Genomic DNA, 14,070 nt, shown 5'->3' on the forward strand with positions numbered 1-14,070 from the left:
AATAGTGATTTTAATCTAAAACACTCCAACCTCTTTTTGGATTCGTGTTGGTAGAAACTTCCTGCTCATTAACAATGATATTTTCTTTTCTCTGACCGATATAATCAAGCTCGCTCAATTTGGAGAAAATAATTTCAAGGCTTCTCAACATCTGTTGAATATAAAGCAAAGGTTCACCACAATTATGATGATCATAATTTGTTTCTGCAACAATAGAAAGCTGGTTCAGCAAAGTATGAGGAGCTATTTCACTCCATTCTAAGCTGTAATTCAGCATTTCTTCCAATTCGGCAGGAACTAATAGCTGAGTTGAATTATATAAATGAAGTGCCAGTCTCGCAAAAGATTCAATCAAAAATACAGGGGGCTGCCATGGAGTAATATTTCTAAACTGGAAATACATATCCCCAAAAGTATTAACCATGGTAGTACACAGGAACTTAACATTTTGTGCCAGCGCAGTATTCTGATTTTTGTGAGAAGCTTTCTGAATAATTTTAAAAGCATACTGCTGAAGATTTCCTATGGATTTCGCATAGCTGCTGTAATACTCCACCAAAGCCGGATGACTCTGTACAGAAGTACAAGGCGGAATAAAATTGGAATCCACCTGAGCAATATTTCCTTTTAAATCTACTTTTCCGATGATAAGATAATTACCTCCCGAATAGCTGCTGTTCAATGAAGTTACAGGAAGCAGTTCAATGTGGTGATTCGGCTGTGCACTTGGATGGCGTGGCGGAATTTCTTCAGGATCAATATCTCCAAACGGTACTTTATCAAAAGGATTTACAGAGATCAGAATATAATACTCTCCATCTGCCTGCTCCTCGTTCATAGATTTTGCTAAAGACTTCACACTGATTCTTCTGTCTGTAAGCTCAATACGGTATCCAGCCATGGTAACCGCACTACAACGCTTGATTACAAGCTGTACATCATTAGTTGCCGTATTGTGAACATCAAAAATAGTACGGTCTGTAAATTCATTGGAAATAGGCAAAAGTCCGTAGTTATATGTAGTAATTCCAAGTGAATTGGAATCTCTGATGGTGTCAATTAAGAAATTATCCTGATCATTAAGGTGTCTCTGGGAAACCTTCATCCCATCCACCCAATTGATTGCAAAATGTTTAATAGGCTGTATCATGTTTAATACTTTTTAGATTTTTGTGTTATTGTTTTTTGGCGACTCCCTCCTCTTCATGCTGAATAACTCTCTTACAAATTACCACTTCATTTTCAGAAATGCTGTTTGTAGAAATGTCGTGGTCGAAATCTATATATTTTCTAAAACTGAAAAACGATTTTTTGGTGTAAAAGATCCAGTAGTAAGGTTCATTTCCTTCGTCTGAAAGATGGATAATAGAACCCGGATTTTTGTGGTTGTAATCATCTACCACTCTGTAGAACCAATCTCCGAAAGTAACTCCCGTGGGAAGTGTTTTGGCTTTAATTCTGAAACGGTTGGTATCTTCTAATTTTTTACTTAGTTCAACATTCAATACCATTAATCTGTCAAAATCTGCCCCTTCAAAATCTGGCAGCTTCTGCTCCGGTGAATACCTCCATGTTTTATAAATATCAAAAGGAATACTGATAAACTGAATATAGCAGTAGTAAAATACCATCGGAACCACAAAGATCAGCATACTTGTAGCAGCCATCACAGCATATCCCGTTCCTTTACTCATCAAGTTGAAGATCAAAGTGAAAAGATATCCTCCCAAAGCAATACACGTTAAAGAAAGTATAGATTCAAACAAAATGCTCATGGAAAGAGATTCTATGTGCTTTTTGAAATATTTGTGCAGTAAATTCACATGAATGATCCCCAAAATAAGGTAAATAACCTGCGCGATAAGATACCAGTACGGATTAAAAAGATTTCCTGCAAATCCGAAAACTCCCGGAATAGCCAGGCACAAACTGCACAGAAGCACGTATATAATAATTACTTTAATTTTGATCGCAGGTTTATTTCTCCTGATTACACCCAGTATAACCATCATAATAATTGCGATTAAAGGCATTAAGATATACCTTAAAAAAATACCTTTTACTGAAGAAATTTCCATTTGTTTCTTTTCGAATTTATACTTTGTTGGTAATTGTAAATATAATAAAATAATTTAGAGGAAGGTAGAGTATCCAAGGCGGCTGGCATTTCGTTCATCATCCTCAAGACTGAATGAATATTCTTCCTTTTCTGTGACAAAATTCTCTTCTACATCCACCGTTACCGGAAGAAAATAATCATACAGTGCCTCAAGTACATTTCTAAACGGACTTCCCGGAATATATTTTTTCATATCTGCGTAAGGAATCGGGCCAATATTTACCACCCAGTTTCTCTGCCCGTCCATATGTGGACCACTTGGAATATAAGTTACCCCTAATCTCGAATTCCCCAACAGCATAGAATTATTATTTTTCTCAATCTCATCTATAATATTGGGTGAAAAAGTAATGTTTACCGGTACCTGAAGAAAAGCCGTCATACATCTTTCAAACCATCGCTTATCTCCTCTGATCTGATGGAAAAACGGTAAAATATGCATAAAGATATAAGCACTCTGCTTATCCAGCATTTTAATCATGGGCCAAAGCTCACTTACCGTTTCCAGTAAAGAATCTGTATTGCTGGTAATATCAAATTCTGATTCCTTAAGCAAAGCACTGATCTCCGTAAAAAATACTTCAAGCTCAAAAGGACGGAAAAACTTACGGGCATCATCTTCTACCCTCTTCTGTTTCCGGATTTCCCTTACCACACTATCTACATTCTTTCTGGAAGCCCCAAGAGACGGCGGATGGAACAGACCTTCCGGAAGGTAATCATAAATACCTTCCCTGTAACTCTCTATGGTAAATACTTCTTCGTCAAATCCTAAATAACTGCTCGAAATGCTTTTAATATCCTTAAGATAAGCACGGTCATTCACTCCCACACGCTCTATGAAGATATTGCTTACCGCACGGTGGTATTTCAATAGGTTAACAGCCACAGCTTCAGCCTTAAAGTCTGTCTGCAGCTTATTGTAATGCATATCTACAATATTATTCTCATACATAGTGTTTCCTCTGATTATGACTTGTAAAGATAATATATCTCATAAGTTTGAAAAAATATTTTTACAACAATTTTATCCTAAAAATAATAATTTATTGACATTAATAGGAATAATTTTCTGCAAATTCCGTGAAAATACGGTAAATAGAAAGTTTGCTTGTTTTTTTTAATTTAAAACTAATGATTCAGAATCAATGGTTTAGAGTCCGGGATTCAAGGTTAAAGGTTTAATGTTCAAGGTTGTGATTAAGGCTTTACTTTAGCTTTTACATATTATATGAAGAGATTTTTATCCCTTTATGTTCTCTTCTTTTCAAACCTCACATTATAGAACATTTATTTAGATTAAATTTTATTAACATCATCTTATAGAATAAAATTGGGATAATGCATGCTCATTCCGAAAGCGGAGCGTATCTTTGCAGACTGAAAATTGTTATTTAAAATGAAAAGTATTTATTCTAAAATTCTGATTTTAGCATTCATGGCCTCTTCACTTTATTCTTATGCGTGGGGATTAACGGGGCACAGAGTTATTGCAGAGATTGCAGAAAACCATCTTTCCCGCAAAGCAAGAAGAGAGATAAAAAAAATGATGGGAAAAGAACGTCTGGCTTATTGGGCCAATTGGCCGGATTTCATCAAATCGGATACTACAGGTGCGTGGAAGCAGGCTTCATCATGGCATTATGTAAACATTGATCCAATGACGGATTTTAAAGCTTTTGAGCAAAACCTAAAAGCACAGGCAGGACCAAGCCTTTACACTCAGGTAAACACCCTCTCCAGCCAGATTAAAGATAAAAACACTTCTGAAAAAGACAGAAAAATTGCTTTAATCTTCCTTATTCATATCATGGGAGATCTTGCTCAGCCATTACACGTAGGAAGAGCGGAAGATTTGGGCGGAAACAAAATCAATGTTACCTATTTCGGGGAAAAAACCAATTTACACTCTGTTTGGGACGGAAAATTAGTAGACTCTCAAAAATACAGCTATACAGAATATTCTAAGCTTTTGGATATCAAATCTAAAGAAGAAGTAGCCCAGATTCAATCCGGAACACTGGAGGACTGGCTGTATGATTCTCATAAAATTGCCAACAAGATTTATGCACAGACTCCTAATGATTCTAAATTATCTTTTGATTACCAGTACAAATTCAATGATACTATGGAAAGACAATTGCTGTACGGAGGATTAAGACTGGCAAAAATTTTAAATGAGCTTTTTTAAATACAGATTACAGGTTGTTTAACCTGAGACAATTTAAAATATAACTCTTAGTTATAAAAACGGGACTTCGGTTTCGTTTTTTTTTGTTTAAAGTTTAGGGATTAGGGATTAGGGATTAGGGATTAGGGATTAGGGATTAGGGAATATACAGGATTTTCAAATAAATATTAGTTTTTTTGATTGTTGGTTTATGTTTTATTTTTTAAACGAAAATGAATATAAATAACTCAATATCAATCTATTAAATCTATTTAAAAATACATGAATACATTTTACGTTATACATTGTGCAAAAAATATTAAATTGTGTGTAACCTTTTTACCTTTTCATACGTATATATTATAGTAACTCTTTTTTGAGGAAAAATAAATGAGACAATTAAAAATCACTAAGCAGGTTACCAACAGGGAAACTGCTTCATTAGACAAGTATTTGCAGGAAATTGGTAAAGTGGAACTGATCACTGCGGACGAGGAAGTAGAATTGGCACAAAGAATACGTGCAGGCGACAGAGCCGCACTGGAGAAATTAATCAAGGCCAATCTTCGTTTCGTAGTATCCGTATCTAAGCAATACCAAAATCAAGGTCTTTCTTTACCCGATTTGATTAATGAAGGTAACTTAGGATTAATGAAAGCGGCAAAAAGGTACGATGAAACTAGAGGTTTCAAATTTATCTCTTATGCAGTATGGTGGATCCGTCAATCAATCTTACAGGCATTGGCTGAACAGTCAAGAATTGTAAGACTACCGTTGAACAAAATTGGATCTATCAACAAAATCAATAAAGCATACGCTCACCTTGAGCAGGAAAATGAAAGACCACCTTCTCCGGAAGAATTGGCTGAAGTTCTTGACATGAGCGAGGAAGATATCAAAGAATCTATGAAAAACTCCGGAAGACACCTGTCTATGGATGCTCCTTTAGTAGAAGGTGAAGATTCTAATCTTTATGATGTATTACGTTCAGGAGAATCTCCAAGTCCTGATAAAGATCTGATGCTGGAATCTCTACAAATTGAGATTGAAAGAGCATTGAATACTTTAACTCCGAGAGAGGCAGATTTGGTAAGATTATACTTCGGACTGAACGGAAAACACCCAATGACTTTAGAGGAAATTGGTGAAACTTTCGATCTTACAAGAGAGAGAGTTCGTCAGATCAAAGAAAAAGCAATTAAGAGACTAAAACACAATACCAGAAGCAAGATTCTTAAATCTTATCTGGGTAAATAATTTTAGCGTTAAAAATTTTATAACGGAGTCTGTTTTCAGGCTCCGTTTTTTATTGTAATCTAATCAGAAACATTTATTCTGGTTTACATTCTATTTTTGATAAACTTCTGTAACATTTTTCAAAGTTTGTTCAACTAATTAAAATCATATCCTGTATCATCCGTGATAAAATTGAATTGATTAATTTTAGTTGCCGTGATATACTACTGATTATCAAATCAAACAAAACATACTATGAAAAAAATACTGTTAGCCTCTGCCCTTGCATTATCCATACTTTCCTGCAGAGAAAATAACCCCCGGCAAGCACCAACTGTAGAAAATGCGGTCGACAATGCTGAGTCTTCAGTTTCCAACTCTATTAAAAAAAATACTGATTACTCTTCACGCAGTGGAAACCTTGTCAATGAAATCTATCAGGAGCTTATCAAAAATGACAAAGCTTTACAGGAGCTTGACATCAGAATAGAAAATATTCATAAGGAAACTGATACTGTGCTTTCAGAATATGATGACATTCTTGGAAAATCAGAAACATATTATAATGATGCCACTGCATTGTCAAATTCAATAACAGACTCTATTTCCAAAAAACAGATTGAAAAAGAGATCAAGGAAAGTTCTGAAAAATATGATGTAAAAACTCAAAACATTAGAGACCTCATCAGCAAAATAAAATCAAACAAGGCGGCTCTTTATAATGAATATATCGTGTTCAAAATCAGAAAAACGCTTCCTGAAATTGAAAAGTATCAGAATGCCCATCCTCTGAAAACTGACAGCCTTAATCAATGTATTAATAAACAGAATAAATTGCTGGAAGAATTGAAAAAAATAAAATAAACACCATTACACCTCATGAAATATACCACTAAATGGCTTACTGATAAAGCCCGCATCAAAGAGCTCGTAGACTTTTTTATAACCCATAAAACAGATTCCTATATTTCTCATGGTGAAATGATGTCTGGAAGAGCTATCGATTCTCACCACTGGAATCCGGATCTTGAAGTAATCCTTACAGAGCAGCTTATTACTGATTTTAATTCTGACGGCAATTCCAAGCTAAATATTCTGATTGCAGAAAATGAAAATGGAGACATTGTAGGAATGATGGTTTTCAATGTGATCAACAGTCCTTTCAAAAAATATGCAATTCTGGAGGATATGCTCCTGGATCAATCTGTGAGAGGCCAGTCTCTTGGAAGTACTCTTTTGGAAAAAGCTATTCATGAATCTAAAAGCTGGAATATCAGTTTTATTTTGCTGGAAAGTGGCGTCAATAATCACGGTGCTCACAATTTCTTCAGCAGATATGGCTTTAAGAAAGTATCAGAGAGCTATATTTTATCTTTATAGAATAAGTAAAAGTGATCTTACATTCAACAAAAATCAATGCGCATGGATACTATTTCAATCATCGGAGCCGGAATTGGGGGACTTACCCTCGGAAATGTACTGAAACAGCATCACTATGATTTTACGATCTATGAATCTGCTCCTGAAATAAAACCTGTAGGCGCCGGAATTATGATGGCCGTAAATGCAATGCAGGTTTTCGACGGTTTGGGTTTAAAAGAAAAGATTGAAAATGCAGGTAATAAAATTCATAGGATTATTATCTCTGATGAATCTATGCGCCCTATTTCAAAAACAGAAATCCTGGAACTGGAAAAACAGTATAATTCCTGTAATGTTGCAATTCACCGGGCTGAACTTCAGAGAATTTTGGCTGAAAATTTAAATCAGGATTCAATACAATTAAACCATTCACTACAAAAAATAAGAAAAGAAGAGAACTATATTTTAGATTTTGAGAATGGAAACCAGGTAGAAAGTGCCATTGTTTTTGGTGCAGACGGTATAAAATCTCCTATCCGCAATCAGATTTTAAAAACCGGAACCATACGGAATTCCGGGCAGAAATGCTGGCGTGGCCTGGTAGATTTTGATCTGCCGGAAAAACATCATCAGGAAGCTTTTGAAATGTGGGGAAAAGGAAAACGTTTCGGATTTGTAAAAATTTCAGACAAAAAAGTGTACTGGTATGCCTGTATCAATGAAAAAAATTTTGGAAAGCATTTAGAGATTGCAGAGATCTTTAGGGATTTTAATTCTTTGCCTGTAGAAATTATTGAAGCCACTGCCAGTGAAAATATCATCTGCAATACTATTTCCGACCTTGCTCCTATTCCTCAGTGGTATTCTGAAAACCTTTGTCTGATTGGAGATGCTGCCCACGCCACAACTCCCAATATGGGACAAGGTGCCTGCCAGGCCATTGAAGATGCTTATATCATGGGTAAGCTGCTGGAAAATCATCAGGACTTCAATGCTGTCTTCGAAAAGTTTCAGAATATCAGAAGGAAAAAAGTAGATTATATCGTGAATACAAGCCGCAACATCGGAAAGGTTTCTCAATGGGAAAAAGGGAACTCAATCCGTAATTTTCTGATGGGACTTATTCCGGAAAGTGTGAATCAGAAAATGGCAAAAAGAATTATAGAACTGGAAATGTAAAAATTCAAAAAAATTATATCCGATCTATTAATAACAACTAAAATCAAAAACATGAAAAAAATATTTTATGTACTGCTTCTGCTCATAGGAGTTCATACAGTACGAGCACAGGAGGTCCCGATACTGGACAGAGGTTTATTTTTGGTAACCCGGAGATTGCCGGAGGACAGCTGAGTCCGGACGGAAAATGGATTTCTTTTACAAAAGAATATGAAGGAATCATGAATATCTGGGTAAAAAAAATTGATGAACCCTTCGATAAAGCACGCCCGCTAACCAATAGCAAACGCCCGTTAAATGGTTATTTCTGGACAGAGGACGGAAAATATATTCTGTATATAAAAGATAATAATGGTGATGAAAACATGAATATTTTTGCAGTAGATCCTATGGCAAAAGTAACAAAAGGTGTTCCGGAATCCCGAAATATCACTCCTCTTAAAGAAGTAACAGCTCAGATTTATCTGGCAAGCAGAAAAGATCCTGATTTGTTGATGGTTGGCTTAAATAACCGTGATAAATCTTGGCATGATTTATACTCACTGAAAATTTCTACGGGTGAGATGAAAAAAATTTATGAAAATAAAGACCGTATCACAAGCTATGATTTTGACTGGGATGAAAAATTAAGAGTTCTTTCCAAAACAGATGATAAAGGGACTACGCAGTTCTTTTATAAAGAAGGTGATAATCTTACCCCAATTTATGAAACACTGGTAACAGAAAATGCTTATATCTCTAACTGGAATGAGGATAATTCTAAATTTTATCTGGTAACCAATAAAGGAGATCTTGACAAGTCTACCCTATTCCTGATGGATCCGAAAACCAAGCAGATCACAAAAATAGAAAGCGACCCTAAAGATAAGGTAGATTTCGGAGGATTGTTTCTTGACAGAAATACCAGAAAAATGATCTACACCTCCTACACAGGAGATAAAACCGAATATTACTGGAAAGATAAAGCTTGGGAAGCTAATTACAAGTTCCTGCAAAGCAAATTTCCTGGAAGAGAAGTTGGTTTTGCAAGCTCTACTAATGATTATTCTAAGTTTTTGGTTTCTGTAGGAGGAGATAAATATGCTTCTGAGGCGTATTTCTTTGATGCTAAAACAAAGGAGTTGATCTTCCAGTACACTCCAAGAGCAGAGTTAAAGAAAGTTGAAAAGTATCTTGCAGCTATGACACCTATCAGCTACAAAAGCAGTGACGGGCTTGAAATTCCAGCTTATTTAACACTGCCTGTAGGATCAACAGGAAAAAATGTTCCTGTAGTTGTCTTTGTACATGGAGGCCCTAAAGGTCCGAGAGATTACTGGGGGTATAACTCTGCTGTACAGTTCTTAGCGAACAGGGGATATGCTGTCTTGCAGCCTAATTTCCGATCAAGCGGCGGATATGGAAAAAAATTCCTGAATGGCGGAGATCTTCAATGGGGAAAACTGATGCAGGATGATATTACCTGGGGTGTAAAATACCTTATTGATCAAGGAATTGCGGATAAAAACAAAGTAGCCATTATGGGAGGAAGCTATGGAGGATATGCAACGCTGGCAGGTTTGGCATTTACACCAGATATATATGCTGCCGGAGTAGACATTGTGGGCCCTAGTAACCTGTTTACCCTATTGGATTCTGTGCCTGCTTACTGGGAATCCGGACGTGCCTTTCTGTATGGGATGGTAGGTGACCCAAGAACTGAAGAAGGTAAAAAGCGCATGCATGATGCCAGCCCTTTATTCAGTGTGGATAAAATTAATAAACCTTTACTGATTGTTCAGGGAGCAAACGACCCAAGAGTAAAACAGGCTGAGGCAGATCAGATTGTCATTGCACTTCGTGATAAAGGTAAAAAGGTTAATTATATTTTAGCGGATGATGAAGGTCATGGATTCCGTAAACCGATTAACAGCATGGCGATGTATGCTGAAACAGAGAAATTTCTTTCTGAAGTAATCGGGGGAAGATATCAGAAAGAAATGCCGGAAAATGTAGCCAAACGTCTGAAAGAAATGACTGTTGATATTTCAAAAGTAACTTATACTCCTGCAAAAAGTGAAAAGACCGCAGGAGCTTCCAAATAAAACTTCCTGTCTCAATAAAATAAATAAATAAATAAATAAGCAGAGCCTGAAAATCAGGCTCTGCTTATTTATTTAGATCGTAATTTTTCTTATCAGTATTTATTAATTTACTCTTGTAAGTGTTATGGTATAATTTCTTGCCACGTTTGAATTGTTTACTACATTTATTGTAGCGGCAGCAGGCATTGTCAACGTATAATTAAAAGATGTAGCATTACTTCCATCTGCGCACCCTGGCACACCTGACCAGGTTACCCCAATAGCAGTAGCAACTGTCTGCGTAAAAGTTGGTCGATTATTCGTATCAAGAGTAACAAATCCTCCCTGGCCATTAAGACCATAATAATTATTAAATGAGCTGATATTAATAAGAAATTCTGCTGAAGCAGAAAGTGCACAACCATTACCCGTTACAATGAGAGCCTTGTAAACACCATTGGATATACTTCCAAGCAATGTTCCGGTGCCACCACTTGCTACGTTGACAGTATTTGATCTTATACCTCCATTAGTTGGTGAAGTTGAGGATTTAACAACAACACCCGTATTATCTACATACAGAGGATATATTTCAGCTGTACCTACCCCTTGATTAACAGTTCTGACTCTTGCAGTACCATTAACATCTAGAGTATTTGTGGGAACAGAAGTATTTATCCCTACTTGGGAATATGCCAATGATGAAATCACCAAAGAACATATTAAAAATTGCTTTTTCATTTTTTATTTGTATTTAAAAGTTTTCACAAAAATACAAAAAAAAACAATCTCATAAACTTTTATGAAATAAATATTACACTGATAATCAACACATAATAATTCGCAAAAAAGATTTATTTTAAATAATGATGATTACTCAATGATCATAAAATATTCAATAGATACTAAGATGGCTATAGCAAAAGCGCCTCATGAATGAGGCGCTTTTTATACAATTTAGTTTTAATTAATACGTTAGAGTAACACCTGCACCCCAGCCCATTTCATTATCATAGTTTCCGGAAAGGGATAACCATTTTTGAACAATGTACCGGAGACCTGTAGAAAACTCTCCATCTGAATTGACACTGAAGTTTCCTCTCAGCCTTCTGGAAAGTGGAATGTCTTCACGGCTTAGCTCTAATAATACTTTTCCGTTCTGGTCTACACTTGCATCAGCTGTAATCAGCATAGGCAATACATACTGCATCCCTACCATGAATACCAATCTGTTTTTTGAAGCTTTCTGCTGTCCGAACCAGGTCTTCTTCCCATGAAAATCCATTCCCATATCTTCTGCCATCTGTCTCTCCATGATTTCATGGTTTTTCTGAACCCTGAACCCTGCATAAGGAAGCGCCCATTGAAATTTTCCTAAAAAGCGACCTACTTTTGCACTTCCTTCAAAATGATCGAAATTCCAGTTAGAATGAAATTCATTCAGGTTAGCCCATCTCGGTCCGAACATTGTCATCGTTTCAGCATGAATTTTATTGCTTGCTACATCCAGCATGGCCATAGAACTGGTCATTTTATTATCCTGAATAAAGTTTTTCCAGGCCAGTTTTCTATTGGGAAGCTGTGGATTAGGTTTTGAATTTTCATAGCTGAAGATTCTTCCCATTCCCGCCATCATATGGTATAAAATATGACAGTGGAAAAACCAGTCTCCATCCTGATTGGCCGCAAATTCTATCGTCACGGTTTCCATTGGCATGATATCTACTACATTTTTCAGAGGAGAATACTCTCCTTTTGAATTGATGAGTCTGAAGTCATGACCGTGAAGGTGCATCGGATGGCGCATCATAGAATTATTGTATAGCTTGATCCTGAGAATCTCTCCTTTTTTAATCATTATTTTATCGTTCTCCGTCACCGTTTTGTTGTCCAGCGTCCAGAGATAATGACTCATATTTCCCTCTAAGGTAAATTTCATTTCACGAATGCTGTCTGAAGGAAAAATGGTTTTCTCAGGAGACTTTAAAATATTGTAAGACAGTCTTTTGATTGTTTTCTCGTCCTTCATATCCATTCCGGAGTGTTGAGAATGATCTTCTTTGGTTTTCACTCCCATCATCTCACTGATGTGCTTTGCAGTAGTTTTTCTTTGATTTTCAGAAAGTTCCGGGTACATCACTTCGTTCATATCCATCATCTGATTTCCCATCGTCATGTTCATTGGTTTCATATTTCCGCTCATCTCCATCATGCCGTTCATCATTTTCATCCCTTCAAAAAGCATCAGCCTTGGAAGATTGGGAGCTTCCACCTTCTCTCCTGAACCCAGCCAAAGCGAAGCATGTCCTATTCTATCTTCAGAAGTCGCTCTGAATTCAAAACTTTTATTCTCAGGAATAGTAACTTCAATATCATAGGTTTCAGAAACTCCTACAATCAGGCGGTCAACTTCAATGGGAACCACATCATTTCCGTCATTTCCGACTACTTTTATTTTTCCTCCTCCATAATTCAGCCAAAAATAGGTAGAAGAACCTCCGTTAGCAACTCTCAATCGTACTTTGTCACCCGCTTTTAAATTAGAATAATCTGAACTTGGAGTACCATTGATTAAAAATTTATCGTAGTAAACATCACTTACATCCATGGCTTCCATCCTTTTCCATTCATTCAAAGCTTTTGTTCCTAAGTTTCCGGATTTAATGGCTTCCCAATAACTTTGCACTGCATTTTTCTTTACAGCATACCAATCTGTATTGGCCATATGAAGCCTTCTTGCAATCTGCATAGGGTCATCATCACTCCAATCTCCTAATAATACCGGGATTTCAGCATTATATTGTGTTTGGGGTTCGCCTTCTCTTTTTTTGAATACCAAAATACCATTCATCCCTATCTGTTCCTGGAGCGCTTCATGAGAATGATACCAATAGGTTCCGTTTTGGGAAATTCTGAATTTGTATAAATGTGTCTCTCCCGGCTTTACAGGTTTTGTCGTAAGATAAGGAACCCCATCCTGCTCATTGGGAAGAATTACTCCATGCCAGTGCAACCCTGTATTTTCTTTAAGCATATTGTGCAGATAAATTTCAGCGGTGTCTCCTTCTGTAAAATATAACGTTGGAGCCTGAAGCCTACCATTGACCGCAATTGCTCTTCTGTTTTTTCCTGTGAAATTAACAATGGTATCTTTTACATACATTTCAGCGGTGTCTCCTTCTGTAAAATATAACGTTGGAGCCTGAAGCCTACCATTGACCGCAATTGCTCTTCTGTTTTTTCCTGTGAAATTAACAATGGTATCTTTTACATACAGATCATAGCGAACTGTTTTTCCGCCAAAAGTAACTCTCCCGTTTTCAGAATTCCGTTTTAAAACAGATCGTTCTTCTTTTGGATTTTCCGTATTTATAGCAGAATCAATTTCTTTTTCTACCAATTCCAACCCACATTTAGGGCATTTTCCCGGCTTATCTGAAATTACTTCAGGATGCATCGGACAGGTATAAATAGATTGAGATCTGGATTGAGATTGAGTTAAAACCTTAGCTTCAACTGGCGTTGCTGCTTTTATATCCAGTTTATTATAAGACCTCACTATCTTCGTTTTATCAGCTTCTTTTGTCTTATCGATGATTTTAACAGCTTCTCTTTTTTCAACTTTACCCTTATTTATTTTTGTTTCCGAGGGCTTTGTCTTTGTCTCTGTTTTAGGAATTAGCTTTACTTCCGGTTTAGCTGATGCTTTGGGTTGTAGAACCACCGTCTTTTTTACCAATGTCATTTTGCATTTCGGACAGTCTCCAGGTTTAGAGGAAACTACTTCCGGGTGCATCGGACAGGTATAATATGTTTTTGTAGTTTGTGCGAAAGTAAATACAGAGAACAAAAGTACCAGAAACATTATCAGCTTTTTCATAATATTTCGAACTTTTTAGAAGTTGCATAGCTTAAAGTTAATTAGAACTCAAGCTATACAA

11 protein-coding genes are annotated in these 14,070 nt (G+C 36.4%); 6 read left to right on the plus strand and 5 right to left on the minus strand.

Annotated features, from left to right (window positions below):
* Positions 1-10: 10 nt before the first annotated feature.
* From CLU97_RS10630 to CLU97_RS10640, 3 genes are read right to left on the minus strand one after another with little or no spacing between them, the layout of a single operon-like run.
* Positions 11-1,150 carry a hypothetical protein gene (locus CLU97_RS10630; RefSeq protein ID WP_121487906.1) on the minus strand — a complete coding sequence of 380 codons (1,140 nt, stop codon included), beginning with the start codon at positions 1,148-1,150 and terminating at the stop codon, positions 11-13.
* Between the two features lie 25 nt (positions 1,151-1,175).
* Positions 1,176-2,078: a TssN family type VI secretion system protein gene (locus CLU97_RS10635; protein WP_121487907.1), complete on the minus strand. Its 903-nt coding sequence runs from the start codon at positions 2,076-2,078 to the stop codon at positions 1,176-1,178.
* Between the two features lie 54 nt (positions 2,079-2,132).
* Positions 2,133-3,074, minus strand: a complete 942-nt coding sequence (locus tag CLU97_RS10640; protein WP_121487908.1) for a type VI secretion system baseplate subunit TssG — start codon at positions 3,072-3,074, stop codon at positions 2,133-2,135.
* Between the two features lie 444 nt (positions 3,075-3,518).
* Here CLU97_RS10640 and CLU97_RS10645 point away from each other — a divergent pair, with 444 nt between their 5' ends.
* The 6 genes from CLU97_RS10645 to CLU97_RS10670 all read left to right on the plus strand — a co-directional run bounded on the left by CLU97_RS10645 (position 3,519) and on the right by CLU97_RS10670 (position 10,150).
* Complete coding sequence (locus CLU97_RS10645) at positions 3,519-4,310, plus strand: S1/P1 nuclease (protein WP_121487909.1); 792 nt, start codon at positions 3,519-3,521, stop codon at positions 4,308-4,310.
* A gap of 369 nt (positions 4,311-4,679) precedes the next feature.
* The gene (locus CLU97_RS10650) at positions 4,680-5,546 is read left to right on the plus strand and encodes an RNA polymerase sigma factor RpoD/SigA (protein WP_002979276.1); all 867 of its coding nucleotides are present in this window, start codon (positions 4,680-4,682) and stop codon (positions 5,544-5,546) included.
* A 234-nt stretch (positions 5,547-5,780) separates the two neighbouring features.
* A complete protein-coding gene (locus CLU97_RS10655; protein WP_121487910.1) occupies positions 5,781-6,389 on the plus strand; it encodes a hypothetical protein in 609 nt (202 codons plus the stop codon).
* 15 nt (positions 6,390-6,404) lie between these two features.
* Positions 6,405-6,905 (plus strand): GNAT family N-acetyltransferase, encoded by a 501-nt coding sequence (locus tag CLU97_RS10660; RefSeq protein ID WP_121487911.1) that lies wholly within the window; start codon positions 6,405-6,407, stop codon positions 6,903-6,905.
* A 42-nt stretch (positions 6,906-6,947) separates the two neighbouring features.
* Positions 6,948-8,066 (plus strand): FAD-dependent monooxygenase, encoded by a 1,119-nt coding sequence (locus CLU97_RS10665; protein ID WP_121487912.1) that lies wholly within the window; start codon positions 6,948-6,950, stop codon positions 8,064-8,066.
* Positions 8,067-8,287: 221 nt separating this feature from the next.
* Positions 8,288-10,150 carry an alpha/beta hydrolase family protein gene (locus tag CLU97_RS10670; protein WP_228437638.1) on the plus strand — a complete coding sequence of 621 codons (1,863 nt, stop codon included), beginning with the start codon at positions 8,288-8,290 and terminating at the stop codon, positions 10,148-10,150.
* 102 nt (positions 10,151-10,252) lie between these two features.
* Here the strand turns inward: CLU97_RS10670 and CLU97_RS10675 are convergent, their stop codons facing one another.
* Positions 10,253-10,870 (minus strand): hypothetical protein, encoded by a 618-nt coding sequence (locus tag CLU97_RS10675; RefSeq protein ID WP_121487913.1) that lies wholly within the window; start codon positions 10,868-10,870, stop codon positions 10,253-10,255.
* Positions 10,871-11,096: 226 nt separating this feature from the next.
* On the minus strand, positions 11,097-13,994 hold the full coding sequence (locus CLU97_RS10680; RefSeq protein ID WP_410493425.1) for a multicopper oxidase domain-containing protein: 2,898 nt from the start codon (positions 13,992-13,994) through the stop codon (positions 11,097-11,099).
* Between the last annotated feature and the right edge of the window lie 76 nt (positions 13,995-14,070).

The organism is Chryseobacterium sp. 7 (genome assembly GCF_003663845.1).
In the GTDB taxonomy this organism is placed as follows: Bacteria; Bacteroidota; Bacteroidia; order Flavobacteriales; family Weeksellaceae; genus Chryseobacterium.